General features: G+C 74.0%; 26 protein-coding genes. 9 read left to right on the top strand and 17 right to left on the bottom strand.

What is annotated here, in order from left to right:
* Window positions 1-28 precede the first annotated feature (28 nt).
* Entirely contained in the window at window positions 29-739 is a 711-nt protein-coding gene (locus WIS52_RS16670) for a GAF and ANTAR domain-containing protein (protein WP_349299176.1), read from the bottom strand.
* Window positions 740-875: 136 nt separating this feature from the next.
* Window positions 876-1,253: a hypothetical protein gene (locus WIS52_RS16665; RefSeq protein ID WP_349299175.1), complete on the bottom strand. Its 378-nt coding sequence runs from the start codon at window positions 1,251-1,253 to the stop codon at window positions 876-878.
* A gap of 435 nt (window positions 1,254-1,688) precedes the next feature.
* Between WIS52_RS16665 and WIS52_RS16660 the strand changes: the two genes are divergently transcribed.
* The gene (locus WIS52_RS16660; protein WP_349299174.1) at window positions 1,689-2,654 is read left to right on the top strand and encodes a zinc-binding dehydrogenase; all 966 of its coding nucleotides are present in this window, start codon (window positions 1,689-1,691) and stop codon (window positions 2,652-2,654) included.
* A gap of 10 nt (window positions 2,655-2,664) precedes the next feature.
* Here WIS52_RS16660 and WIS52_RS16655 read toward each other — a convergent pair whose 3' ends face one another.
* The 7 genes from WIS52_RS16655 to WIS52_RS16625 all read right to left on the bottom strand — a co-directional run bounded on the left by WIS52_RS16655 (window position 2,665) and on the right by WIS52_RS16625 (window position 7,768).
* Window positions 2,665-3,234, bottom strand: coding sequence for a GNAT family N-acetyltransferase (locus tag WIS52_RS16655; RefSeq protein ID WP_349299173.1), 570 nt, complete (start codon window positions 3,232-3,234; stop codon window positions 2,665-2,667).
* A gap of 22 nt (window positions 3,235-3,256) precedes the next feature.
* A complete protein-coding gene (locus WIS52_RS16650) occupies window positions 3,257-4,303 on the bottom strand; it encodes an alcohol dehydrogenase catalytic domain-containing protein (protein ID WP_349299172.1) in 1,047 nt (348 codons plus the stop codon).
* Window positions 4,304-4,434: 131 nt separating this feature from the next.
* Window positions 4,435-5,043, bottom strand: coding sequence for a ferritin-like domain-containing protein (locus tag WIS52_RS16645; RefSeq protein ID WP_349299171.1), 609 nt, complete (start codon window positions 5,041-5,043; stop codon window positions 4,435-4,437).
* A gap of 16 nt (window positions 5,044-5,059) precedes the next feature.
* A complete protein-coding gene (locus tag WIS52_RS16640) occupies window positions 5,060-5,716 on the bottom strand; it encodes a ferritin-like domain-containing protein (protein ID WP_349299170.1) in 657 nt (218 codons plus the stop codon).
* 76 nt (window positions 5,717-5,792) lie between these two features.
* Window positions 5,793-6,419 (bottom strand): class E sortase, encoded by a 627-nt coding sequence (locus WIS52_RS16635; RefSeq protein WP_349299169.1) that lies wholly within the window; start codon window positions 6,417-6,419, stop codon window positions 5,793-5,795.
* A gap of 187 nt (window positions 6,420-6,606) precedes the next feature.
* Window positions 6,607-7,272, bottom strand: coding sequence for an ion channel (locus tag WIS52_RS16630; RefSeq protein ID WP_349299168.1), 666 nt, complete (start codon window positions 7,270-7,272; stop codon window positions 6,607-6,609).
* A gap of 7 nt (window positions 7,273-7,279) precedes the next feature.
* On the bottom strand, window positions 7,280-7,768 hold the full coding sequence (locus tag WIS52_RS16625) for a DUF1269 domain-containing protein (RefSeq protein WP_349299167.1): 489 nt from the start codon (window positions 7,766-7,768) through the stop codon (window positions 7,280-7,282).
* A gap of 173 nt (window positions 7,769-7,941) precedes the next feature.
* Between WIS52_RS16625 and WIS52_RS16620 the strand changes: the two genes are divergently transcribed.
* Window positions 7,942-8,463, top strand: coding sequence for a DUF7144 family membrane protein (locus WIS52_RS16620; protein WP_349299166.1), 522 nt, complete (start codon window positions 7,942-7,944; stop codon window positions 8,461-8,463).
* Here the strand turns inward: WIS52_RS16620 and WIS52_RS16615 are convergent.
* On the bottom strand, window positions 8,409-9,338 hold the full coding sequence (locus WIS52_RS16615; protein ID WP_349299165.1) for a formylglycine-generating enzyme family protein: 930 nt from the start codon (window positions 9,336-9,338) through the stop codon (window positions 8,409-8,411). The two genes, WIS52_RS16620 and WIS52_RS16615, sit on opposite strands and share 55 nt — an antisense overlap.
* Before the next feature lie 614 nt (window positions 9,339-9,952).
* Between WIS52_RS16615 and WIS52_RS16610 the strand changes: the two genes are divergently transcribed.
* Window positions 9,953-12,832, top strand: a complete 2,880-nt coding sequence (locus tag WIS52_RS16610; protein ID WP_349299164.1) for a LuxR C-terminal-related transcriptional regulator — start codon at window positions 9,953-9,955, stop codon at window positions 12,830-12,832.
* A gap of 21 nt (window positions 12,833-12,853) precedes the next feature.
* Here the strand turns inward: WIS52_RS16610 and WIS52_RS16605 are convergent, their stop codons facing one another.
* Entirely contained in the window at window positions 12,854-14,512 is a 1,659-nt protein-coding gene (locus WIS52_RS16605) for a SulP family inorganic anion transporter (RefSeq protein ID WP_349299163.1), read from the bottom strand.
* A gap of 249 nt (window positions 14,513-14,761) precedes the next feature.
* Between WIS52_RS16605 and WIS52_RS16600 the strand changes: the two genes are divergently transcribed.
* From WIS52_RS16600 to WIS52_RS16590, 3 genes are all read left to right on the top strand, one after another.
* A complete protein-coding gene (locus WIS52_RS16600) occupies window positions 14,762-15,664 on the top strand; it encodes an HAD family hydrolase (protein WP_349299162.1) in 903 nt (300 codons plus the stop codon).
* 270 nt (window positions 15,665-15,934) lie between these two features.
* The gene (locus tag WIS52_RS16595) at window positions 15,935-16,282 is read left to right on the top strand and encodes a hypothetical protein (RefSeq protein ID WP_349299161.1); all 348 of its coding nucleotides are present in this window, start codon (window positions 15,935-15,937) and stop codon (window positions 16,280-16,282) included.
* Window positions 16,283-16,547: 265 nt separating this feature from the next.
* Window positions 16,548-16,919, top strand: a complete 372-nt coding sequence (locus WIS52_RS16590) for a hypothetical protein (protein WP_349299160.1) — start codon at window positions 16,548-16,550, stop codon at window positions 16,917-16,919.
* A gap of 60 nt (window positions 16,920-16,979) precedes the next feature.
* On the opposite strand, the gene WIS52_RS16585 is transcribed toward WIS52_RS16590, so the two are convergent.
* Window positions 16,980-19,508: a cation-translocating P-type ATPase gene (locus WIS52_RS16585; RefSeq protein WP_349299159.1), complete on the bottom strand. Its 2,529-nt coding sequence runs from the start codon at window positions 19,506-19,508 to the stop codon at window positions 16,980-16,982.
* Window positions 19,505-20,077, bottom strand: coding sequence for a Chromate resistance protein ChrB (locus WIS52_RS16580; protein WP_349299158.1), 573 nt, complete (start codon window positions 20,075-20,077; stop codon window positions 19,505-19,507). Before WIS52_RS16580 ends, WIS52_RS16585 begins: the two co-directional genes overlap by 4 nt.
* Window positions 20,078-20,172: 95 nt before the next feature.
* On the opposite strand from WIS52_RS16580, the gene WIS52_RS16575 reads away from it, so the two are divergent.
* Together WIS52_RS16575 and WIS52_RS16570 are read left to right on the top strand one after the other, a co-directional pair.
* Window positions 20,173-21,135, top strand: coding sequence for an aldo/keto reductase (locus WIS52_RS16575; protein WP_349299157.1), 963 nt, complete (start codon window positions 20,173-20,175; stop codon window positions 21,133-21,135).
* Window positions 21,136-21,263: 128 nt separating this feature from the next.
* Window positions 21,264-22,103, top strand: a complete 840-nt coding sequence (locus tag WIS52_RS16570; RefSeq protein WP_349299156.1) for a hypothetical protein — start codon at window positions 21,264-21,266, stop codon at window positions 22,101-22,103.
* A 43-nt stretch (window positions 22,104-22,146) separates the two neighbouring features.
* Here WIS52_RS16570 and WIS52_RS16565 read toward each other — a convergent pair whose 3' ends face one another.
* The 4 genes from WIS52_RS16565 to WIS52_RS16550 all read right to left on the bottom strand — a co-directional run bounded on the left by WIS52_RS16565 (window position 22,147) and on the right by WIS52_RS16550 (window position 24,477).
* Entirely contained in the window at window positions 22,147-22,620 is a 474-nt protein-coding gene (locus WIS52_RS16565) for an Asp23/Gls24 family envelope stress response protein (protein WP_349299155.1), read from the bottom strand.
* 170 nt (window positions 22,621-22,790) lie between these two features.
* Window positions 22,791-23,264: a hypothetical protein gene (locus WIS52_RS16560; protein ID WP_349299154.1), complete on the bottom strand. Its 474-nt coding sequence runs from the start codon at window positions 23,262-23,264 to the stop codon at window positions 22,791-22,793.
* A gap of 107 nt (window positions 23,265-23,371) precedes the next feature.
* Window positions 23,372-24,076, bottom strand: coding sequence for a class I SAM-dependent DNA methyltransferase (locus WIS52_RS16555; RefSeq protein ID WP_349299153.1), 705 nt, complete (start codon window positions 24,074-24,076; stop codon window positions 23,372-23,374).
* A gap of 77 nt (window positions 24,077-24,153) precedes the next feature.
* Window positions 24,154-24,477 carry a putative quinol monooxygenase gene (locus WIS52_RS16550; RefSeq protein WP_349299152.1) on the bottom strand — a complete coding sequence of 108 codons (324 nt, stop codon included), beginning with the start codon at window positions 24,475-24,477 and terminating at the stop codon, window positions 24,154-24,156.
* A 123-nt stretch (window positions 24,478-24,600) separates the two neighbouring features.
* Between WIS52_RS16550 and WIS52_RS16545 the strand changes: the two genes are divergently transcribed.
* The gene (locus WIS52_RS16545) at window positions 24,601-25,173 is read left to right on the top strand and encodes a PadR family transcriptional regulator (RefSeq protein ID WP_349299151.1); all 573 of its coding nucleotides are present in this window, start codon (window positions 24,601-24,603) and stop codon (window positions 25,171-25,173) included.
* Window positions 25,174-25,183: the final 10 nt, after the last annotated feature.

The following is a 25,183-nucleotide window of genomic DNA, read 5'->3' as shown; positions in this document are numbered from 1 at the left end:
GCCGCCCCGGACCCGGGACGGCGGCACGTCACCGTCCGGCGACGAGTGCGGCCGGGTCGATCTCCCCGCCGACCACGGCCAGCGCCACCTCGGTCAGGGAGAGCCCGTGCCGGCGGGCGTGACCGCGGAGCAGCCCGAACGCGGCGTCGACGTCGATCCCGGCCCGGTCCGCGAGGGCGCCCTTGGCCTGCTCGATCGGGATCCTGCTCTGCAGCGCCGTGTGGAGCTGCCGGCGCTCCTGGTCGACGCTCTCCCACTCGGCCGCGCGGTCCATCGCGGATGCGGTGGCCGCGGCCAGGAGGCCGGCGGCTCGCAGGTCCGGTGGATCGTCGTGGTTCCCGAGCAGCAGCAGGGCCCCGAGCGTGACGTCGGCCGTGCCGTGGATCGGCAGTGCCCAGGCGTGCGTGATGCCGGCCGCGGCGGCCTTCGCCGCGAAGGCCAGCCACCGGGTCCGTTCGCGTGTGAGGTCCTCGCAGACGACCCGGCGCCCGCTCCGCGCGCAGTCCCCGCCCGGCCCCTGGCCGAAGCCGACCGAGACCGCGGCTCGCGGGCCATCGGGGCCGGCGGAGGAGACACTGTGGACGGTGCCGCCGGAGATCAGCGCGGCACCGGCGGCGACGCCGAACAGCCGGTGCAGGGAGTCGACCAGGCCGCCGAGCACGCGGGACGGATCCCGGGCACCGGTCGTGGCCAGGGCGAGCGTCGCCGCGGCGAGGTCCAGGCGGCTCGGTTCGTCCACGGAGAAGTGTTCGATCACGAGGGGGTGTCCGGTTCTGTCCGGACCTCGTTCGACCGCCCTGTGCCGGGGCGGGAACGAGAAAGCGGGCCGGTCCGCCGTGATGGCGGACCGGCCCGCTGGACCCGATGGGTCCTGATCAGCCCTCGAGGCTGGTGAGCTGCGAGAGGATGCTCTTCTGGGCCTGCTCGGTGGAGGCCGAGTTGCCCTGCTCGTTCATCGAGTCGATCGAGTTGTCCTGGACGATCGACTGGCCCTCGGAGCTCACGCCGTCCTCGTTGGCGAAGTCGCTCAGACCGAGGATGTCGGAGGCGTTGACGGCCGGGTTGGCCTGGGTGACCGGCGCGAGGCTGGTGTTCGACTGGCCGGTGCTGGCGCCCTGGTCGCTGCTGACGGTGCCGCTGGTGGCCTGGTCCTGCTCCTGGGTGAAGTCGTCGGCGAACGCGGTGCCGGCGATGCCGAAGGTCATCGGCACGGCGATCGCGGTCGCGAACAGGGTACGCACGGACTTGCGCATGAAGATCCTCCTGGTTTTCCTGCACCACCGGTATCGGTCCGGAATGCTGATCACGACGTTAACGATCTCTCTTCGGATGATGTTGGCGGGGGGCGGTCGATTTTCACTCGTCCGGGGGTGAACGCGCGGTCGGTGGCGCCGTAGCACCTCCCTGTCATGAGGCGCTGAGCTGGGAAGACGTCTCGCATCGCGGAATGGGTGTCGTGATCTCTCCCGCCGGCGAAGCGTGCGACGGGCAATTCACTCGATCATGTGAAAACCGGCTCGGGAATGCGAGCGGAATGTGCACCCGTCACTCGATGGTGCGAATTCCGGGCGCATACCGATCCTCGGGGCGGCCGGTGGGAGTTGACCATGCCGCGACGTCACGGTGTCCACTCGTCCCCGATGTGGTCACGCCCGTGAGCCGGTGGGCTCCCGCGGAAGGAGACGGTCATGCGTGCGCTCGTGGTGGACGGTGCCGGTGCGTCCGGTGTCCGGGTCGGTGAGGTGCCCGATCCGGTGCCGGCACCGTACGAGGCGCTGGTGCGCGTGCGGGCGGCGTCGCTCAACTACGGCGAGGTCGCGATCCTCGCCGGACGGGTTCCCGAGGGGATGGAGCGTCCGCCCGACGGGGCCGTGCTCGGTGCCGACGCCGCGGGCGTCGTCGAGCGGGCGGCGGCCGACGGCTCCGGGCCCCCGGCGGGGACCCCGGTGGTGTCGATCGGCGCGGACGGGGCCTGGGCCCGGCTCCGGGCCGTACCGGCCACCGCACTGGGCGCTGTGCCCGCCGGGAGCGATCCCGGTGCGGTGAGCACCCTGCCGGTCGCCGGCCTCACCGCGCTGCGGGCCCTGCGTCGCCTCGGCCCGCTCCTCGGGCGGCGGGTGCTCGTGACCGGTGCGACCGGCGGGGTCGGCCGGTTCACCGTCCAGCTGGCACGGCTCGCCGGAGCGCAGGTCGTGGCTTCGACGTCCGATCCGGACACGTACTCCGCGGAGCTGCGCCGGCTCGGGGCGACCGAGGTGGTCGGCGGCCCGGCGTCCGTGACGGGAGGCATCGACGGGGTGGTCGACCAGGTGGGCGGGCGGCAGCTCGTCGAGGCGTTCCGGCTGCTGCGGCCGCACGGCGTGCTCGTCGCGGTCGGGCACTCGTCCGGCGAGGGCGAGTCGTTCGCCTACGGCGACCTGTTCGGCAACGACGGCGGCCACGACCGGTCCCTGGTCACGTTCTTCCTGGGGGCCGCCTTCCTGGGGGATGCACCGGACTTCGGGCCCGACCTCACCTGGCTCGCCGACCAGGTCGGGAACGGATCGCTGGTCGCCGAGCCCGCCTGGCGTGGCGGGCTCGAGCAGGGCCCGGACGCCGTGCGCGCGCTGCTCGACGGAGCGGTGCACGGGAAGGCTGTGATCGACTTCGAGTGACGGGCCGCGCTCAGCGCGCCCCCGGCCACGGCCCGGGCGGGACGGCCGGGACGTCCTCCTCGGCCTCGGTGGTCGCGTACTCCCGCAGCCCCCGCGCCCGGTAGTTGGCCAGCGCGTGCGGCCCGTCGAGGGTGCAGGTGTGCACCCACACCCGGGTCACGGCGGGCAGGCCGTCGCCGCGTTCGTGCAGGCTCCAGGCCTGCCCGATCCCGTGCGCCAGCAGGTGCCCGCCCAGCCCGAGGCCGATGTGGCGGGGCAGCAGGCCGAAGTAGGCGATCTCGGTGTGCGTGCCGTCGTCGTGCGCGACGCCGTCCAGCTCGATGTAGCCGGCGGGGGCGCCGCGGACCCAGGCCACCCACGTCTCGGACCCGGGCCGGGACAGCTGCTCGGTCCACTGCCGCAGCGTCCAGCCCAGCCGGTCCCGCCAGTGCCAGTCGCCGCCGACGGCGGTGTAGAGGAACCGGCCGAACTCGGGGGCGACGTCCTCGACCCGCGTGACCGACACCGGCACCGACGGCGGACGGGCCGGGACGAGCTCGGAGCGGTCCCGCTGTTCGAGGTGGGTCGTCGTGACGATCATGTCTCCATGGGACCGCACCCGGTCACTGCGGCGTGATCACGACCTTCAGGGCCTGGTGGTCGGCGGCGTGGCCGAACACGTCGTAGGCCTCGTCCATCCGGTCGAAGGTGAAGGAGTGCGTGCCCATCCGCTCGGCGGGGATCCGGCCGCCGGCCACCATCGTCAGCAGCGTCGGGATCGAGACGGTGTCGACCAGGCCCATCGTCAGCGTCACGTTCGAGATCCACATGTCCTGCATCGGCAGCTCGACCGGGGCGCCGTGCACGCCGATGTTGGCGATGGTCCCACCGGGCCGGACGAGCGACGCGGCGGTCAGCAGGGTCTCCGGGTAGCCGACGGCCTCGATCGCGACGTCGACGCCGAGTCCGTCGGTCAGCGCCGTCACGTCGTCGACGGCGCCCGGTCCGGCCTCCACGGTGTCGGTCGCCCCGAACTCGAGGGCCTTCTCCAGGCGGAACTTGTTCGAGTCGATCGCGACGACCTTCGAGGCGCCCCACAGTCCCGTCGTCAGGATCGCCGAGAGCCCGACCGCGCCGGCCCCGACGACGGCGACCGTGTCCCCGGGCCGCACCCGACCGGCCAGCACACCGACCTCGTAGCCGGTGGGCAGCGAGTCGGCCAGGAAGATCGCCTGCTCGTCGCGCACGCCGTCGGGCATCGCGTGCAGCGAGGTGTCGGCGTACGGGACGCGGACGTACTCGGCCTGGGTGCCGTCGATGAGGTGACCGAGGATCCAGCCGATGCCGCCGACGGTCCGGCAGTGCGAGGGCATCCCACGCTGGCAGTACTCGCAGCGGCCGCACCGGGTGATCGCCGGGACGAGGACGCGGTCGCCGGCGGCGAAGGCGGTCACGGCGTCGCCGACCTCGGTGACCGTCCCGACGGCCTCGTGGCCGAGGACGCGGCCGTCGGTGACGGTGGGTACGTCCCCGTGCAGGATGTGCAGGTCGGTCCCGCAGATCGTGGTCGTCTCCACCCGCACGACGACGTCGGTGGGCTCCTGCACGGTCGCGTCCGGGACGTCTTCCCAGGCCTTGATTCCGGGGCCGTGATAGACGAGTGCCTTCATCTGCTCGCTCCGTCGGTCGCAGGGTGGATGGCACGCCGACGATAGTGACGCAGGACACATATCGGTGTCGCGATATGCGACGGCCCGGACCGCGTCGCTGCTGCGGGCGATCCGGGCCGTCCCGGCCGGTGCTACTCCGTCACCGTCGACACGATGAACGGCGCCGCTGCCTGCAGGACCTCCTCGCGGCCCATCGGTGTCTCGGTCGCTCCCATGTAGACACCGTTCTCGGCCGGTTTCTCGAGCAGCACACCGATGATCGCGGCGTGCCTGGCCTCGACCCCGAAGATGCTCGCGGCCGCGGCGAGCAGCTCCTTCTCCTGGAACAACGACGGTGCGGCGCCGAGGTAGGCCGAGACACCCAGGTTCTCGAAGGTGAACGCGGCGTCCAGGTACGCGGCGCGGCTGTCGAACGCGGCACCGAAGTCGACCTCCGGAGCCGGCACGGGCGAGCCGCCGAGCTCGTTGATCGTGTCGGTCAGGGCCATGACGTGCACCTCTTCGTCGCTCTGGATCTGCTCCAGGTAGCGCGCCTCCTTCCCGGAGACGAGGCCCGCGGCGTTGCCCTGGCGGTAGAACTCGGCCTCCAGGTACTCCAGGGTCAGGGCGTAGTTCAGGACGTCCAGGGGCCCGTCGAAGTCGGTGTCCTGGGCGAAGGCGAACTTCGTGCCGAGCATCTGCAGGGCGACCGACGCCGGGATGACGGTGGCGGCGCCTCGGACGAGATCACGACGCTTCATGGCGTGTTCCTCCCTCTCAGGACTGGATGAACTGGCCGGCGGCCGCGAGGACCTCGTCCATGGACCGGGTGGTCTCGAACGCGGCGGGGAACGGATCGGTGCCCAGCAGGTCGGCGACCACCGCGGCGTGCCGCGACTCGACCCCGGCGATCGCCGCGGCCGCGCCGAGGATCTCGCCGCTGCGGATCAGCGGGACCTGGCCGTGGTAGGCCATGACCCCGAGCTCCTCGAACATCGAGGCCGCGGTGAGGAAGCCGTCCCGGTCGGCGAAGGTCTCGCCGGGGAACATGAACGTCGGCTTCTCGGCGGGTGTGCCGCCGAGCGCCTGGATCGTCTCGGTCAGGGCCGTGACGTGGGCCTGCTCGTGGTCGCGGATCGGCGTCACGAGCTCGAGCTCGCGGTCGGCCAGCAGGTCGCCGGCGATGCCCTGGGTGTAGAACTCGGCCTCCAGGTACTCGAGGGTCAGCGCGTAGTTCAGGATGTCCAGGTCGCTCGCGGAGTCCTGGGCGAACGCGGTCGCGTCGGTCGAGGTCCAGGCGACGAGCGAGGCGCCCACGCCGACCAGGGCGGCGCCCCGGATGAAGTTGCGACGGCTGCTCTCGTGGCGGAAGCCCAGGACCGGGCGTCCACCGAACAGCCTGCGGCCTGCGGGCGGGTTCGAGAGGGATGACATGGCGGAACACGTCCTCTGCTGATGGTGGTGCGCTGCGTCGGTGCTGCGGGGCCGCCCAGCCGTCCCCGGCAACGGATCAACTCCCTCCCGGGGACTGCGCCGTCGCCCGCACCACGATGCGGTGGGTGCGGTCCCCCTTCGGAGCGCACGCGAACAGCGTCAGCACGCGCGCCGCCGGATCGGCGGGCCGGCCGAGCACGAAGTCCGCGTACCCGGCCTCGGGGACGGTCGTGGTCTCGACGACCCGGTAGACGACCGGGCCGGAGTCCGGCGGGGTGAGTGCGATCGGATCCCCCGGGGTGAGCAGGTCCAGATCGCGGAACGGGCTCGTCCAGGTGGTCCGGTGCCCGGAGACGACCATGTTCCCGGCCTGGCCGGGGAGCGCGGTGCCCGGCCAGTGGCCCGGCCCGCGTTCCAGCACCGACGGCTGCACCCCGGCACCGAACTCGACGTCGAGGCCGGTGGTCGGGAACGCGATCCGGCCGAGCGGGGTGTACGGCCCGGGAGCGGTGGCGACGGCGGCGAGCGTCGCCTGGTCGACGGGATAGTCGTTCGACCGCGCGGCGGCGCCGAGCTCGTCGCGGATGGTCAGCACCTGGTCCCAGGTGGGCGGTTCCGTCGCAGAGCGACCCGCGCCGGTGCCGGAGGCGTCCGGACCGGACAGCGCCACCGCGAGCACGGCGACCACCACCGCGGTCGCCACGGCCGACCAGGCGAGTGGCCGCCGCCACGAGCTCCGTGCACCGTCCGAGCTCATCGACACTCACCCGTCCGGGTCGGCCACGCCCACGGCGCCGCCGCTGCGGCGCCCTTTGTGAGGTGTCGTTCGGAACGGGGAGTAGATGTGGTTCGCACCACTGTGCGCCCGGTGTCGCGTCAGGCGTGGAGCCTCAACCGCCGCTGCGCCGGGGCACCCACACGGCGACGATCTTCCCGACGGCGGTGACCAGGAAGAACTGCCCCACCACGATCTCGAGGACCGCCGTGGTCTCCGCGACCCACCCGGTGACGACCACGTCGCCGTACCCGGTCGTGCTCAGCGTGACGAAGCTGAAGAACAGCACGTCGTCGACGTCGACCGGGGTGGTGAACGCGGTCGTCACCGAAGCGATGGCGAGGTAGACGAACGCGAACGCCATCCCGATCTGCAGGTAGGCGGCGATCGCGGCGAGCACGATGCCGCCGTCCACCCGGCCGGCGAGCAGCACGTCGCGCAGGATCGACTGCGCCGCGACGAGGTAGAGCAGCGCGTTCAGCGTGAAGAGCCCGGTCACCACCACGTCGGGCGGCGGATTCCCGAGCGCGGCCTGCGCCAGCACGACGACGACCGCCACCACGACCGCGCCGAGCGCCGCCGACGCGAACCGCAGCACCCGTGGCCGCGCGCGCGAGTGCATCAGCGACAGCCGGACCGTCACCACCTGCAGCAGCGCCGCGACCGCCGTGCCGACGGTGCCGTCCAGGGCCAGCGAGACCGCGTAGGTCCCGACGACGAGCGCGAGCACCGCGCCGTAGGTGAGCCGGCGGGCAGGAGCGGCAGGGTCACCCCGGCTCACTCGTCGCTCATGCGTCGGCGAACGCGGTCCGCAGCGCGGCCTCCTGGTCGTGCGACAGGTTGGTGCGGATCAGCGTCATCGGCATGTCCTTGAACGCGTCCTTGACCCGGTCGAGGACGGCGTCCGAGGTCATGACGAACAGCGCCGACGTGCCCGGCTCGACCTCCGCGCGGACGGACTTGATGAAGTCCTCGTCGATCCCGGCGTCCGCCATCGACCCGCCGAGGGCCCCGAACGCGGCCCCGACCGCCGCGCCCAGCAGCGGCACGAAGAAGATCAGCCCGAACAGCAGGCCCCAGAAGGCGCCCCCCAGCGCCCCCGCGCCCACGAGACTGTTCATCTCCCGGGTCTTGGGGCTGCGTCGCCCCTCGGGCCACGACCCGGTCGCCGCGTCGTGCACGGTGACGAGCTCCTGCTTCATCAGACCCTCGAGCCGTTCCTCGGCCCGGCCTGCGCCGTCGGCGGTCGGGAACTTCCAGACGGTCAGCGTGGCCATGGGTGTCTCCCGGTGATCGACGGTCGTGGACGCCGGCGCGGACCCCTCGAACCGCGCCGGTGGTGCGGCCGGGACGTTAGGAGCGATCCGTCCGGTAGCGCCTCACCTCCTGCGGGTGACGAATCCGGGGCCGCGGGACGGGCATGGTGCGGTCCCGACGCGAGGAGGACGCCATGACCGGACCGTCGAGCACGGAGCGCAGTGCCACCGACCGCGACGCCACCGACCGCGACCCCATCGACCGCGACCCCATCGACCGCGACCCCGGAGCGCATCACGTCCGGACGGACACCTCCGGACCGCCGAGTGCCTGGGTGGGCTGGATCTGGTTCGCCGGGGTCATGGTGATCATGCTCGGGCTCTTCAACCTCGTGTACGGCCTCACCGCCGTGCTGCACGACGAGCTGTTCGCCGTCATCCCGGGCGGGGTGCTGCTGTTCGACCTGACCACCTGGGGCTGGGTGCACGCGATCCTCGGGATCGCCCAGATCGCGGTCGGTGCGGGCATCCTGCGGGGGATGCGCTGGGCGCTGGTGCTCGGTGTGGTCCTCGCCGTGCTCAACGGGGTGGCCCAGCTCATCGTCCTGCCGTACTACCCGTTCTGGGCGCTGATCGTGATCGCGGTCGACTGCCTGGTGATCTACGCGATCGTCGTGCACGGCGGCGAGCTGCGGCGGGCGTTGCGCGGCGTCTGACCCTGCGGGTCCCGGGCGATCCGGAACCCGAGGTGGCCCGCGCTGCCGTCCACACCGTGTGACGAGCGCGCACTGCAGCGGTAGCGGGCACCGCGGGACCCGTCGGACAGGTAGGAGCCGCCGCGGTGCACCCGGTGGGCGGGGCGGGAGGGACCCGGGCCGGTCCAGCGGTCGGCGCACCACTCCCAGACGTTGCCGGTGGTGTTGTACAGCCCGTACCCGTTCGGGGGGTACGTGTCGACGGCGACCGGTCCCGGCACCGTGCCCGGTGCCGGGACGGGGAAGTCCCCGGCGAAGGTGTTCATCCGGCGCTCGCCGCCGGGTTCGCGCTCGTCGCCCCACGGGTACCGCCGCCCGGGGAGGCCACCGCGGGCGGCGCACTCCCACTCCCGCTCGGTGGGCAGCCGCGCACCGGCCCAGGTCGCGTAGGCACAGGCGTCGAGCCAGGAGACGTGCACGACCGGGTGGTCCGCCCGCCCGGCCAGGTCGGATCCCGGGCCCTCCGGCCGGCACCAGCAGGCCCCGGGCACCCGTCGCCACCAGGGGGCTCCGGCCACGGCGAGGGTGGGCGGCAGGTCGGCACGGAGCCGGCCCGCGTAGACGAACGACCAGCCGTGCCGCTCGGCGGTCGTCGGGTGGCCGGTCGCCTCCACGAACGCCGCGAACTCGGCGTTGGTCACCGCGCAGGTCCCGATCGCGAACGGCGCCACCCGGACCGGACGGGGCGGGCCCTCGCCGTCGTCGTGCGGGCCCTCGTCCGAGCCCATGACGAACTCGCCTCCGCCGATCCCGGCGAACCGCCGCCGCGCGCCGGCGGCCGCCGGTCGCGAGGGGCTCACGGACGGCGACGGGCCGGGCGCACGGGAACGGCTCATCCCCGCAGCGTCCCGGGCCGGCGCGCTCCCGCCCTCGCCCGTCACGGACGATGCCCGGGTCACGCGGACGGGTGAACGACGCGGACCGGGCAGAACGGACGGAGGTCCCGCGACGACGGCGGCCCGTTCTTTCCGAACATCGACAATCGTCGGGATGGCCCGGGCGTCGCTATCGGATAATCGTTCGGGTGGCTGTTTCCGGGGTGTCCGCCGATCCGTCACCGGTCTGCTGCGAACGGGGTCGGAGCGGCGCCCGATGGAACGGCGGGGCGGGCTCCCGCCGACCACTCCCCGTGTCGGTGGCGGAGTACCCGGTCCGCGTGCGCCACCACCGAATGCGCAGGTAGAGGTCGATCAAGTGCCGAAGGCGGGGGCACCCGCACGCAATTCTCTCTCGCCGTCGCCGAATGGTTACACGATGTGATTCTCCGACGAAAGGATCTTTCTCGTCACCGTGTGAGGCGTGATGCCGCTGTGATAACTTCTGCCGCCCCGCCGAAATCGGTGAGTGCACGGAAAGTCACCGTTCGGCAGGGGAATGCCCGCCCCGGACGGGCGCCGGGAAGCCGGAGCGCCCGGGGAACTGCGGTCGGTCGGGAGGTCCTGTGGCGGCGATGGAGTCTCGGCGCGACACCGGCGGGGTCGTCGACGCGCGACCGGTCCAGGCCGTACCGGACATGCCGGACGTCCCACGTCCGCGCACGTCCGGCAGGACCGCCGCCGACCCGCGCCGGTCGGGCCGCGGTCGTCCGGCCGCGGTCCGGGTCCCGCGGGCGAAGATCAGGGTGCCCACGGTCGGGGAGACGCACGTCCCGCGTCCGAGGGTGACCGCGACCCTGTCGGAGATGGCGCGGCGGCCGGTCCTGCTGGTCTCGGCGCCGGCCGGGTGCGGCAAGACCCAGGCGCTGGCCGACTGGGCCCGGCGCACGCACGGCCCGGCCCGGATCGCCTGGGTGACCGTCGACCGGGACGACGACACGTCCCGCTTCTGGTCGGCCCTGCTCGAGGCGGTCCGGCAGTGCGCCGGGATCCCGGCGTCCTCGGAGCTGCACCGGCTGTCCTCGCCCGCCGCGGGTGACGAGCTGGAGATGGTCGGCGACCTCGCCGACGCGGTGGACGTGCTCCCCGACCCGGTGCACCTGGTGCTCGACGACGTGCACGAGATCCGCGACGAGGGGGTGCGGCACCTGCTCGATCTCCTCCTGCGGCACCTGCCCCCGAACCTGCACCTGATCCTCTCCTCCCGGCTCGACCCGCCGCTCCCGCTGCCCCGGCTACGGCTGGAGGGACGGCTGGCCGAGCTGCGCGCCGAGCACCTGCGGTTCTCCGTCGCCGACGCCCGCGAGCTACTACGACGGTCCGATGTGGACATCTCCCGGGAGCAGGCGGCCGCGTTGGTCGACCGGACCGACGGCTGGGCGGCCGGCCTGCGGCTGGCGGCGATCTCGCTGCAGGGGGCCGGACCCGCCGGTGGTGCCGGCCGCCCGGAACCTGCCGATGGCATCGACGACATCGACGACGCCGATCGGCCGGGCGTCGACGGGCCCGGCCCCGGGGCCTCCGCGCGCTCGGACTACGCCGACCGGGTCGTCGCCGACTTCGCCGGCGCCGACCGTGCGGTCGCGGACTACCTGGCCGACGAGGTGCTCAGCGGGGTGCCGCCGGAGCTGCGGAACCTCCTGGGCCTGCTCAGCATCGGTGACGAGACCCCGGTCGACCTCGCGATCGTGCTGGCCGGCCGGGACGACGCCGCCGGCCTGCTGGCCCGGCTGGAACGGGAGACCGCGCTCGTCGTCGGCGTGGGGCCGGGGCGCCGCTCGTACCGGCTGCACGGCCTGCTCCGCACGTACCTCGCGGCCGAGCTCGAGCGGGAGAACCCCGGCGAGGCGCGGCGGCTGCACGCCGCGGCGGCCCGCTGGTACGCCGACAGCGGTGACACGCTGCGTGCCCTGTCCCAGGCCCGGGCGGGTGCCGCCGAGGAGCTGCTGGCCGAGATCCTGCAGTCCTCCGGTGTCGATCTCCTGCTCGCGCACGAGCACGAGGCGCTGTGCGCCGCGCTCGAGGCGCTGCCCGACCACCGGCTCCGGGACTCCCCACGGCTCTGCCTGGTCGCGGCGGCGGCCCGGACCCGCGCCGGCCGGGCCGACCTCGCGCGGGCCGACCTCGCCCGGGCCCGCACCGCGCGTTCGTCGGGGGCCGCCGGACCGGCCGACGCCGACCTGGACGTGTTCGAGCGCCTCGTCGAGATCGAGATCGGCCTGCTCACCGAGTGCTGTGCGCCGCCCGCCCCGGACGACCCGCCCGGCGGCACGCCGGTCCCCGGCGACCCGGCGCTGGAGGCCTGGGCCCGCGCCGACCGCGGCCGGTCGCTGATCTTCGCGCAGCGGACCGCACCGGCCGTCGACGAGCTCGGCGCCGCCCTCGACCTCGCCGAGGAGCACCGCCTCGAGTACCTCGCCGTCCGGGTCCTCGCCGACCTCGCGCTGCTGCGCGGCGTCGAGTGCGACTACCCGGCCATGGTGCAGAGCGCGCGGAACGCGATCGCCACGGCACGGGCGCGCGGGTGGTCGGAGATCCCGGCCCTGATCCAGGCCCACTCGATGTGCGCCATGAGCGAGATCGTCTCCCTGCGGCCGGCGGCCGCCGCGGGCGAGATCGCCTCGGCGGGCCTGGCCGCACGGACGTCGCCGGACCGGGCCACCGCCCTCGTGCTCGACGCGCTCGGCGCGGTCGCCGAGTTCGACCGGACACATCGGGAACGCAGCCCGGACACCCTGCTCGAGGTGATGCGCCGGTGCCGGACCGAGCTGGAGGACGGGCCGCCCGGGCGGATGGCCCCGCTCGGGCTGCTGGAGTTCCACCCCGCGGCCGTGCACCGCCGGACCGCCACCCTGCGCGAGATCGTGACGTGGGCCGAGCGGGCGTTGCCCGGGACCGCGGACCCCCTGGTGCTGCGGGCGCACGCGAGGCTGCTGGCCGGCCGGCCGGCCGCCGCGCGGGACGTGCTCGGTCCGGTCCTGCGCGACGGTCTGCCGTGTGTGCTGCCGACCACCGGGGTCGACGCCTGGCTGGTCCAGGCGGGTGCCGACCTCGCGGTCGGCCGCGTGGCCGCGGCCCGGCGCGGGCTCGTGCAGGCGCTCGAGCTGGCCGCCCCGGGGACCCTGATCCGGCCGTTCCGCTATGCCGACCCGCAGCTGATCGGCCTGCTCGTCCAGCACATCGGCACGTTCGGGCGCGAGCTGGAGCCGCTCGTGGAGCTGGTCGTCCGGCGGGCGCCGGCGGGCCCCGAGACCTCCGGGGTCCCCGCGCTCACCGAGCGCGAGCGCGCCGTGCTGACGCTGCTGCAGTCTCACCGGTCGATCGAGGAGATCGCCTCCGACCTCACGGTCTCGGCGAACACGGTGAAGACCCACGTCCGGTCGATCTACGGCAAGCTCGGGGTGAACAGCCGGCGGGCGGCGGTCGTGGTCGCCCGGGAACGCAGCCTCGTCTAGCGCAGCCGTCCGGCCGGGGACTCACTCCCGGCCCGACACCGCCCGGGTGGCGGCCAGCGCGGTGGGCCGGAGCCGCCCGGCCCCGGCCAGCTCGTGCCAGCGCGGCGTCGCGCGCACCGCGGTGAGCGAGCGCGGCGGGATCCCGGCGATCCACGCGGTGACCCCGCGCGCGGCCAGCTCCCGCTCGAGGTCGGCGAACCCCTCGATCACCGTCACGGACACGACGGCCAGGCTGGACGCGTCGACGACCACGGTCCGGGTCCCCGGCGCGGCGTCGACGGCGGCGAGCAGCCGGCGCTGCGCCGAGCGCACGTTGGCGGTGTAGAGCGGTCCGTCGAACCGCAGCACCAGCAGGCCGGGCCGGCGCGGGGCCCGGCCGGCCGCGACCAGCTCGTCCGGACCCGGGCCGACCGGGACCAGCTCGGTGACGCCCACCCCGCCCAGCTCCCGCAGCAGGGTCGCGAGCATCAGCAACACCCCGACCAGGACCGCCGCCGGCAGCCCGAGCGTCACCCCGGCCAGCGCCGTGACGACCGCGCCCCCGAACTCGAACCGGTCCACCCGCCAGAACCGCACGAAGTCCGACGGCGCGACCAGCCCGGCCGCCGCGAGGACCACGACACAGCCCAGCGTCGCCCGCGGCAGCTCGGCCAGCACCCCGCCCAGGAACACCAGGCATCCCACGGCGAGCGCGGCCGTCGTGAGGCCGCCGAGCTGGCTGCGGGCCCCGGATCGCCGGGTGCTCGCGGTCGGCGGGAGCCCGCCGGCCACCGGCATGGCCCGGAACAGCGCCCCGACCGCGCAGGCCAGCCCGACGGCCGCCAGCTCACGGTCGTCGTCGATCGGCGGTTCCTCCGGCCGCCGCGCGGTCCGGGCAGCGGCGACGCTCTCCAGGAACGCCATGACCGCGATCGTGCACGCGCCCGGGAACAGCGCGGCGGCCTCGTCGAACGCGGGCAGGACCGGCACCGGGACCCCGGAGGGGATGCTGTCGACGAGGGCGACCCCGGCCGCGTCGAGCTGCCCGTGGGTGACGAGCACGATCCCGACCACCACCGCGACGAGCGGCCCCGGGACCCGCGGCAGGCCGCGGGCCAGACCGACTAGCAGCGCCAGCGTGGTCACCGACAGCAGCACCGTCGCGAGGTTCGCCCCGGTGGCCCGCTCGGCCAGCGCCCGGACGGCGGCCGGGAGGAAGGACGCCGTGCCGTCGCCCGCGTCGCCGGGGACCCCGAGCAGGACCGGCAGCTGACCGGCGACGACGGTCAGGCCGACGGCGGTCCGGATCCCGGTCAGCGTGGCCGCGGAGGCGTTGTCGACCAGGCCGCCCAGCCGGAACATCCGGCCGACCAGCAGGATCGCCCCCACCAGCAGGGACAGCATGGCCAGGGTGCGGGCGGGGTCGGGGCTCGCGGCCGCGGTGCCCGCCGCGACCAGGGTGGAGGCCGTCAGTACCGCCGACGTCGACGTGGTGGAGACCGAGAGTGTCCGGGAGCCGCCCAGGACGGCGTAGACCACGACCGGGACCGTGCAGGTGAGCAGCCCGACCTGGACCGGCAACCCGGCGATCGTCGCGTACGCCATCGCCAGGGGCAGGAGCACGCAGGCGGTCGCGATCCCGGCGAGGAGATCGCGGCGCCACCAGGAGCGTCGGTATCCGGCGAACGGCCCATTGTGCACAGGTCCGAACGTCCCTGGTCGGGCGCTGTGATGCCTCGCCCACTCCGGGTGAGACGGGCGGGCCGCCTCCCGGGTCACCCACCGCGGGGGATGCCGCACCTCCGGCGCCCGCCAGAGGATCCCTCCATCCACCGAGGGGAGGCCGGACATGCCGGACGTGAGGTCGAACGACGCCGGGAACACCGGGGGGACGGACTGCGACCGGGCGCCGCACGTCGGCGGCCTCGTCGTCGGCCGGGCCGCCCGGTGATGCGGTCCTGGCGGGACGGTGCGGCCCGCGCGGCGATCGAGGACTTCGTGGCCCGGATCACGGGTCCGGGCCCGGACCACGTCGAGCGCGAGGCCCGGGTCGCGGTGTTCGACAACGACGGGACGCTCTGGTGCGAGAAGCCGATGCCCGTCCAGCTCGACTTCACCCTCCGCCGGCTGGCCGAGATCGCCGAGGCCACCCCGGGGCTGGCCGGGCACCAGCCCTACCGCGCCGCCGCCACCGGAGACCTGTGGTGGCTGGGTGAGGCGATGACCAAGCACTACCGGGGCGACGACACCGACCTCCACGTCCTCGGTGCCGCGGTCACCGCCGCGTTCGGCCCGGTGACCGTGGAGGAGTACGACCGGCTCGTCGCGGACTTCTTCGCCGAGGCGAAGCATCCGGAGCTGGGGCGGCTGCAGCGCCACTGCGGGTACGCGCCGATGGTCGAGCTGGTGCACTACCTCGAGGCGCACGGGTTCACCTGCTACGTCGCCTCGGGCGGCGACCGGGACTTCGTGCGGCACGTCGCGGACACGCTCTACGGGGTGCCCCCGGAGCGGGTCGTCGGCGGCGCGCTGGGGCTGCGCTACCGCGACACCGAGCTGGTCTACAAGTCCGAGATGGACGTCTTCGACGACGGCCGGGACAAGCCGGTCCGGATCTGGAGCCGGATCGGGCGCCGTCCGGTCCTCGCGGTCGGCAACTCCAACGGGGACCTGCCGATGCTCGCCTGGACCGGGCGGTCGGACGGACCCGCACTGCGGCTGCTGTTGCGGCACGACGACGCCGAGCGCGAGTACGACTACAGCGCGGGGGCCGAGGACGCCCTGGCCCGGGCGACCGGCGAGGGCTGGCCGGTGATCAGCATGCGGGACGACTGGACCCGGGTCTTCGCATGATCACCCTGCGTGTGATCGGGTCAGCCGTTCGGGGGTGCGCGGGTGCGGCGAACAGCCGATCATGAGATGTCGATCACATCCAAGATCCACTGAAATGGTGAATAACCATACGCAAAGTGATCTTGACGCACGATGGTGTTCCGGGATTTGTGGCGCGCATTTCGAACGGGATATCTTCTGATCAGCCGGTACGGGCTCCCCGCTTCTTGTCCAACGTGCCGGCAGGTGCCGGGGTCCAATTCGGGCCCGCGACTCATCAGGAGAAGAACTGTGCTGAAGAAGGCTGGAATCGTCGTGGCGGCCTCCGCTGCGTCCCTGCTCGCCCTGTCCCCGCTGGCGTTCGCCGGCGACAACGTGATCGACAAGGACGCCAAGGGTCTGATCGCCGGCGCCAACGGCAACAACATCAGCACCCCGGTCCAGGCCTGCAACAACAACGTTCCGGTGAACGTGCTGGGTGTGCAGGTCCCGGTCGAGGACGCGGCGGCGGGCAACGGCCTGACCGGTGCGGCCGGCGTTCTGGGCGGCGACGCCGTCGCCAAGTCCGGCGACTCGGTCACCGACCAGTCCGACGCCTGCGCGCAGGAGTCGGCCTCCGGCGACGCGATCGTCGACTGATCCACTTTCTGGATCGTCGGGGGTACCCCGGGACCGTACGGTCCCGGGGTACGCCCGTGTCCGGGCCCGCCCGGACATGATCATCACATCGGGCGAGTAACCGTACGTAGAGTAATTGTGCGACCCGATGTACTCACGCAAATAATGACGGCACCCGCCGGCGGTTATCTTCGTTCCAGCCGGCCACGCGCTCCCCGCATTGTCGGTGCCGGCAGGACCCGGTCCGTCGTCGTGGGCGGATCGATTTCGCTGTAGGAGAAGAACTGTGCTGAAGAAGGCTGGAATCGTCGTCGCGGCCTCTGCCGCCACGCTGCTCGCCGTCTCCCCGCTGGCGTTCGCCGGTGGCACCGGCGAGGCTGCGCACCACGGTGGCGGCAACGCGATCGAGAAGGACTCGAAGGGCCTGGTGTCCGGCCTGAGCGGCAACAACGTCACCGTGCCGGTCCAGGTCTGCAACAACAACATCCCGGTGAACGTGCTGGGCGGCCAGGGCCTGCTGGAGAGCGGCGCGCTGCTCAACGGCCTCACCGGCGCCCTCGGCGCCGCCGGCGACGCGACCAGCGTGTCCGGTGACTCGGCCACCGACCAGTCCGGCAGCTGCGCGCAGGTCGCCGAGACCGGCGACACCGTCGGCTGATCCACGCCCGATCCTCGACGTGCCCCCCGGGACCCTCTGGGTCCCGGGGGCACTCGTGTCTCAGCGCGCGTGCCGCGCCCGGACGGCCTTCCGCACCTCGATCCAGGACACCGCGACGATCGGGACGCCCACCGCGACCGCCCACTGCGCGCCGGTCAGCGGGACCAGCCGGAACGTCTCCCGCAGGAACGGGAGGCCCATGATCACGACCAGCGAGACCGCCGTGACCACCGTCCACAGCGGGAGGAACCGGTTGGACCGCAGCCCTGCCACCGACAGCGGCGTGCGCTCGGTCCGCATCACCCAGGCCAGTGCGAGGTAGCCCGACATCCACGCCACGAACGCGCAGGTCTGCGCGGCGGGCGTGGGGACACCGGCGAACGCCGCGCCGAGGTAGACGCCCCCGACCGCGACGAACAGCGACGCCCCGCCGGCCAGCAGCTCGCCGACCAGCGGCCGGTCCAGGAACCGGTCCGCCGGATCGCGCGGCGGGCGGTCCATGGCGTCGGCCTCGGCCGGTTCGGCGGCGAACGTGGCGCTGCCCGCGATGTCCATGTAGAGCTCGAGCACCACGATCTGGATCGGCGTGAACGGCACGGCCGGCCCGGCCACGACGCCCACCGCGGCCGTCGCGATCAGCCCGGCCTTGCAGGCCAGGTAGTACTTCACGCCCTTGCGCAGGTTGTCGTGCAGCGTGCGGCCCTCGCGCAGCGCCCGGTCCAGGGTCGCCACGTCGTCGTCGGCGAGCACCAGGTCGGCGGCGTCGCGGGCGACGTCGGTGCCCGAGGCCCCCATCGCGACGCCGACGTCCGCGCGGGCCAGGGCCGGGGCGTCGTTCACCCCGTCGCCGGTCACGGCGACGACCTGCCCGGCCCGCTGCAGGGCCTCGACCAGCCGCAGCTTGTGTTCGGGGGAGACCCGGGCGAACAGCCCGGTGTGCGGCAGGGCCACGGCCAGCGCCCGGTCGTCGAGCTGGTCCAGCTGCCGTCCGGTCAGCAGGTCGCCGGAGATCCCGACCTCGCCGGCGATCGCCCGGGCGGCCGCCGGGTGGTCGCCGGTGATCATCAGGACCCGGATCCCGGCCCGCTGTGCCGCGGCGACCGCATCGGCCGCGCCGGCCCGGGGCGGGTCGGCGAGCCCGGCGAGCCCGGCGAACTCCATCTCCCGTTCGAGGTCCGCCCGGTCACCGGACGCCTGCGCCTCGCCGACCATGCGGGTCGCGACGGCGATGACGCGCAGTCCGCGGCCTGCCAGCTCCGTGGCGCGGTGCAGCAGCGCCGCCCGGTAGGCGACGGCGAGGGAGCAGCGGGCCAGCACCGCCTCCGGCGCGCCGGTCGTGATCACCCGGCCGCCGGGCAGGACGACGGTCATCGTGGCCTCGACCGGGTCGAAGGCGAAGCGCTGCACCGGCTCCTCCGGTGCGGCGAGCCCGCGGTCACGGGCCTCGACCAGGAACGCGACGTCGGTCGGGTCGCCGGACCAGCCGCCGTCCGGCTCGCGGGTCGCCTCGGTGCAGGCGGCGCCGAGCGCCACCAGCTCGTCGGCGGACCCGCCGGACGCCTCGAGCCGGGCCACGGCCATCCGGTTCTCGGTCAGCGTGCCGGTCTTGTCCGTGGCGAGCACGGTGACGGTCCCGAGCGTCTCGGCCGCCCGCAGCCGCCGCACCAGCCCGCGGCGCCGGGACAGCCGGTGGGCACCGAGCCCCAGCACCAGCGTGATGATGATCGGCAGCTCTTCGGGGATCGTGGCGAACGCCAGGGTCAGCCCGGTCAGGACCATCTCCCGCCACGGCTGACCGGTCAGGACCCCGATGAGCGGCACCAGGACCGAGAACGCGATCGCCAGCGTGGCGAGCGCCGCCGACAGGTCGCGCATGGCCTGCTGCAGCGCGGTCCGCGGCGGCTTCGCGGCCAGGACCAGGCCGGTGATCCGGCCGAGCTCGGTCGCCGTGCCGGTCGCGACGACGACCCCGCGGCCGCGGCCGCCGACCACCGTCGTGCCGGCGAAGGCCACGTTCGCCCGGTCGCCGACCCCGGCGCCGTCGTCCAGGACCCGGCGGGCGTCCTTTCCCGCGGCGACCGGCTCCCCGGTGAGCGCGGACTCGTCGACCCGCAACCCCCAGGTCTCGGTGAGCCGGATGTCGGCAGGTACCCGGGTGCCCTCGGCCAGCGGAACGACGTCGCCGGGGACGAGGTCCCCGATCGGGACCGACACCGTCCGGCCGTCGCGCAACACCTGTGTCGTCGGCGCGGTGAGCTCGCCGAGCGCGGCCACCACCGACTTCGCGCGGAACTCGGCGAACACCTCGACCAGCACGACCACCGCGATGATCACGACGACCGCGACGGTGTCCTCCGGGCGCCCCCAGAAGCCGTAGAGCACCGCCACCGCGACCAGCAGCAGCATCATCGGCTCGGTGACCTCGTCGGCGAGCACGTGCCAGAACGTCACCCGGCGCGGGGAGACCCAGCGGTTCGGGCCGTGTTCGGCGAGCCGCGTGGCCGCGTCGGCGCTGCTCAGCCCGGTCCCGAGGTCGGCGCCGAGGTCCCGGACGACGGTCTCGGGGTCCGCGGCGTGCGCGCCGGTCACTCGTCGCGGGGCGGCACGTCGGGTGCGACGCCCTCCGCCCGGTAGACGCCGGCGGTGAACCCGTCCAGCGCGCGCCGGCACCGCTCCAGCAGGTCCTCGGCGTCCTTGAGGTGTTCGTCGGGGAAGAAGTCCCGGGCGGAGATGCGGGCCAGCCAGCCGGTGAGCCGCTCCAGGCCCTGCTCGTTCTCCTCCAGCTCGGCGAACGAGAAGTTGTCCCGGGCCGACTCCTTCTCCAGCTCGGCGAGCAGCGCGGCGCCACGCTCGGCGAACTCGGTGAACTCCTTGGAGCGCTCCGCGCGGAACCGGGCGACGATCTCGTCGTCCCCGGAGGACCCGGCGGCGGCGCCGGCGGTGGCGGTCAGCGCGTACGCCGTGCCGCCGTGCTCGCGCACGTAGCCGGCCAGACCGTCGAAGAACTCGCGGTTCTCCTCGGTGCCGGGGAGCACCCAGGCGCCGTTCTGCAGGCCGACCGCACCCGCGGCGCGGGCCCGCCGCCAGAGCGTCACCCGCGGGCTCGACGGGGACGCCGGCAGCTGGGCGAGCAGCAGGACCCAGCCGTGCGTCTGCATGACTCCAGAAGGTAGGAGTCCGGACCGGTCGATGCAACAGGTGTTGCCCGGCGACCGGTGGGCGGGTTCCCCCGCGGTCCGGGCAGGCTGTCCCCATGTCCGACCCCGCCGCCCGGCTCGGCCTCGGCCTCGCCGCGATCGCCCGCCCCGCCTACATCACCTCGGGTCGCTCCGGCGACCTGGGCGACGAGCGCGGGGTCGGGACCCTGCGCGCCCGGACCCGCGAGCTCCTCGACGCCGGGTACGCGGCGGGGATCCGCTACCTCGACGTCGCCCGCTCGTACGGCCGCGCCGAGGAGTTCCTCGCCGGCTGGCTCGCCGACCACCCGGAGGTCGACGACGTCGAGATCGGCTCGAAGTGGGGGTACCGCTACGTCGGCGGCTGGCGGATGGACGCCGCGACGCACGAGATCAAGGACCACTCGCTGCAGGCCTTCACCGAGCAGTACGCGCTCACCCACGAGCTGATCGGCGACCGGCTCGCCGTCTACCACGTGCACTCGGCCACGGTGGACACCGGCGTGCTCGACGACGCCCGGGTGCACCGCGCGATGGCCCACCTGCGCGACGAGGGCATCCGGGTCGGGATCTCCACCTCCGGGCCCGCGCAGGGCGACGCCGTCCGCCGGGCGCTGGAGGTGCGGGTGGACGGCGAGCCGTTGTTCACCTCGTTCCAGTCGACCTGGAACCCGCTCGAGCCCTCGGCCGGCCCGGCGCTGGCCGAGGCCGCCGACGCCGGTGCCCGGGTGATCGTCAAGGAGGTCTTCGCGAACGGCCGGCTCGCCCCCGGCGGGGGCGACGGCACCGACGGCGCACGGGCCGCCGCGGACCTGGCCGAGCGGGCCGGGGTGCCGCTGGACCGGCTCGCGGTCGCGGCCGCACTCGCCCGGCCGTGGGCCCGGCGGGTGCTGCTCGGGCCGGTCTCCGTCGCGCAGCTGGCGAGCAACGTCGCCGGTGCGGAGCTCGTCCTGCCCTCCGGTGTGGACGACGAGCTGGCCGCACTGGCCGAGCCGCCCGAGCGGTACTGGGCGACCCGCTCGGCCCGTTCCTGGTCGTAGCGGCGGCGCTTCGCGGGACGGTCGCGTACCCGTACGGGATCATGCTCGTTTACCTGACAGCCACCTGACGGTCGTCGGAGCGACGCGTGCGCTCAGACGGATCGCAGGGGGCGTCGAAGGAGGGGGACATGACCGTTTCGCACCAGGCCCGCAACGCGGACGAGGATCCGGTCACCGCGGTGATCCCCCGGGTCCCGGACGCCACCCCGCCGACGCCGGGAGCGGGGACACCGGCACCGGTGGAGCCGTCGCCCGAGCCGGCGGCCCCGGCCGCGGCGCCGCACCTGGCGCTGCTGCGTCCGTCCGGGATCGTGACCACCGCGGCGGCGGTCGTCACCGTGCTCGCCGTCGCCCACTTCGCCGCGGCGGTCTACGGCATCGGCCGGCCGGGTTTCCAGATCCCGGAGGCGATCCGGCTCGGCGCCGAGCTGAACGTCTCCACCTGGTTCAGCTCCGCGCTGCACCTGGTGAACGCCGGTCTGCTGGCGCTGATCGCGGCGAACTCGGTGCGCCGCGAGCGCTGGCGCTGGATCCTGCTCAGCATCTGCTGCGCGGTCGTCGCCATGGACGAGACCGCGGCCAACCACGAGCAGGTCGGCTGGATCATCCACACCACGTTCGGGACCAGCGGGCTGCTGACCTACGCCTGGATCATCCCGGCGGTGTTCCTGGTCGCGGTCGTGGCGCTGCTCTGCGCGCCGATGCTGCTGCGCCGCCCCGGCGGCCTGATCGTCGCCGCCGGCGCCACGCTGTTCGTCTTCGGCGCGGTCGGGCTGGAGGCCGTCGGTGGCGCGATGTTCGACGCCTCCGGTGGGGACGGCACCGCCTTCGACTACGTCCTCGTCTCCGGCGCCGAGGAGACCCTGGAGATGGTCGGCCTCGTCGTCGCGATGGCCGGGCTGCTGCGGATGGCCGGCGGCGCCGGGCTGCGGATCGCCGGCACCTTCACGAGCGCTTCGCGCCCGTGAGTACTTTCCGGGGTCCCGGCCCCGAAAAGCACTCACGCGGCCGCTAGGCCACCCGGGGCGACGCGTCCAGCTTCTTCGGCTCGGGGGCGTCGCCGCCGTCGTCCGAGGGCAGGCGGACGTCGTCGACGGCGATGTTGACCTCGACGACCTCGAGCCCCGTCATCCGCTCGATCGCGGTGATGACGTTGCGGCGCACGGTCCGGGCCAGGTCGGCGATCGAGACCCCGTACTCGACGACGACGTTGATGTCGATCGCGGCCTGCTTCTCGCCGACCTCGACGGCCACGCCGTAGGAGGCGTTGGTCGCGGCGCCGGGGATGCGCCCGCGGAGCGCGCCGAGCGCCCGCGCGGTGCCGCCGCCGAGGGCGTGCACGCCGCTGACCTCGCGGGCGGCCAGTCCGGCGATCTTGGAGACGACGGCCTCGGAGATCCGGGTGCTGCCGTGGTCGGACTGCAGCGCCGAGGGCGCGCCGGTGGGGGCCGGGGCGGTCGAGCCGGACGTGGTCGTGGTGCTCATCTGACGAAGCCTCCTGGTCGGGTCACCCGGGACCAGGACGCCGCACGGTGCTCCGTGCGGCGCCCCGTCGTTCCGGCGTTCGTCTGTGGGATGCCGTCCGGGCGGCCGTCCTCACGGATCCGAGGGTGTGACCTGCGCCACTGGGGGCGCCTGGTGGTCCGGCGGGACGGCTACGTGGGTGGCAGCCCGATCGTCCAGCCGGTGACGTCCCGCAAGGCGACCTGCCAGCATGCCGGGACCGTGTAGCTCGGCTGACCGCCCCCGGCCGAGACGACCAGCGCGTCGGCGAAGTAGATCCAGCGGATGTCGGCGACCGGGATGTTCCACTCCGGGTTCTCGTCGCCCCGCCCGTCGGCCAGGTCGTCGAACATCTCCGCCATGGCCTCCGCCGACTCGTTCAGCGGGTCGTCGGCCGTGAGGTGGCGGAGCTGCTCACCGAGCCGGCGCAGCCAGGCGGCGGGGTGCAGCGCGTTCCCGAAGACGAGCCCGGCCGGCGTCGCGACGGTCAGCGGGACGCTGTTGTGCTCGTCCTTGTAGGCGACCGACAGCACCGCCTGCAGGTAGCTGGGTGCGCTCAGCTCCGGGATCGTGACCACCCGCTGCGCGTCGGTCGTGCCGGCCGGACCGTGCGAGTCGGGCGCCATGAACGGCGACGGTAGCCGGGCTCGGGCCGCTCCCGGCAGGTCCGGATCGCCCCGGCCCACACGGCCGACCGGGGGACGGCCGTGCCCGCCGGACGGGCCCCGCCGGGTCAGGTCCGGGGGGATCCGGCGGGGGTGACGGCGACCGGGCGGCGTGGCGCGGGTACCCCGGCGACGCCGCCACCGGTGGCCGGGAGCGGGCTGACGATCAGATCGAGATGCGCTCCGTCGGGGCCCGGCGCCCCGATCTCCCGCCGCTCGATCCCGAGCCCCCGGAGGGCGGCCGTCGCGCGCAGCGTCCGGTGTGCCCGGTCGGCTGCTCCGGGGCGGGAGGCCTGCCGGGAGTGGTAGGCCAGCAGCGCGCCGCCGGGCTCCAGGCGGTCGAGGAGCGCCGCGACGCCGACCCGCAGGCTCACCGGGTCCCAGTGGTGCAGGACGTCCGCGCAGACGATCAGGTCGAACGTCCCGCCGGGCATCCCGTGCGGCAGTGCGCGCCGCACGAAGGTCCCCGAGGGAACCCGGCGCGCCGCCCGCCCGACGGCCGTCGCGTCGAGGTCGACCCCGAGCAGCGAGCCGGCGTGCCCGGCGAGCCGCGCGCTGAGCTCACCCTCGCCACAGCCGACCTCCAGGACGCGCCGGAACCGGCGTCCGGCGAGGGTGTCCATCACCGCGCCGTACTTGCGCTGCGCGTCCGCGTCCGGCCCGATCGCGTACCGCGCGGGCCGGCTCCGCAGCCGGGCCAGCCCGCGCAGCGGCACGGCGGCCGCGCGGGTGCCGGCGTCGAGGATCAGGCGGGCGGGCTGGCGAACGGCCATCGAGCACTCCGGAGACGTCGGCGGGTGGGTACCTCTGTGTCTCGCACCCACCCCGCCGGCCTGTTACTCCATTCGCCCTACTGGGGGGTGACCTCGGCCATCTCGCTCCAGGCGTCGCCGTCGACGTTCTGGAAGTTGATCTCCGGCTTCGCGGAGACCACCGTGGACATGAAGGGGAAGAACTTCTGTGCGTGGTCGGTGTTGACGTGCTCCTCGCCGGCCTTGCCGTCGCGGAACACCTCCACGATCACGAACTCGTTCTCCTTCTCCAGGTTCTCGTGGTAGTCGAACGAGATGTTGCCCGGCTCCGAGTTGACGTTGCTCTTGTACTCGGAGATCCCGGACAGCCACTCGGCGCGCTTGTCCGGCCGGATCTGGGCGCGCAGGACGATGAGGATCATGTGTGCCTCCTGGTCACGGTCGTCGGGAGCTCCGGGGATCGTTCCACGGAACGGGGCCGTTCGTCCGTCTCGATGAGAGACGGCGACGGAGTCAGGAGCCTGCGACGCCCCTACGCTGGCCGGATGGGCGGCCAGGGATACGCCGGTGAGCGGGGCGGGACCGGCCCCCGGATCGGCCTCGCCGAATGGGTGGTGCTCGCGGTGGCCGCCGAGCGTCCGGTGCACGGGTTCGCGATCGCCGCGCTCACCGCGTCCGACGGCGCCCTGGGGCGGGTCTGGCAGATCCCGCGGCCGGTGGTCTACCGGGCGATCGGCCGCCTGGTCGACGCCGGCCTGCTGAGTGCCGAGGCCGTCGAGACCGGGGGCGGTCCGCCCCGGACCCTCTACGCCTCGACCGGCGAGGGCGCCGAACGGGTGGCGTGCTGGCTCACCGCTCCCGTGCCGCACGTGCGGGACCTGCGCTCGGAGTTCCTCCTGAAGCTGGCGGTGCTGCACCGGCGCGGAGTGGGCCCGGCGGAGCTGGTCGCGGCGCAGCGTCGTGCGCTGCAGCCGATCGTGGCGGCGCTGCGCCTCGAACAGGACGGGGCGGACGACTTCGACCGCACCCTGGTGGCGTGGCGCCGGGTCTCCGCGGAGGCCGCCCTGTCCTTCCTCGACGAGATTCCCGGTTGCGAGGCCCCGGCGGATAGCGGATAGTGCCGATATC

The organism is Pseudonocardia nematodicida (genome assembly GCF_040105385.1).
Taxonomy (GTDB): domain Bacteria; phylum Actinomycetota; class Actinomycetes; order Mycobacteriales; family Pseudonocardiaceae; genus Pseudonocardia; species Pseudonocardia nematodicida.
This window is presented reverse-complemented; position numbering and strand designations above follow the sequence as displayed.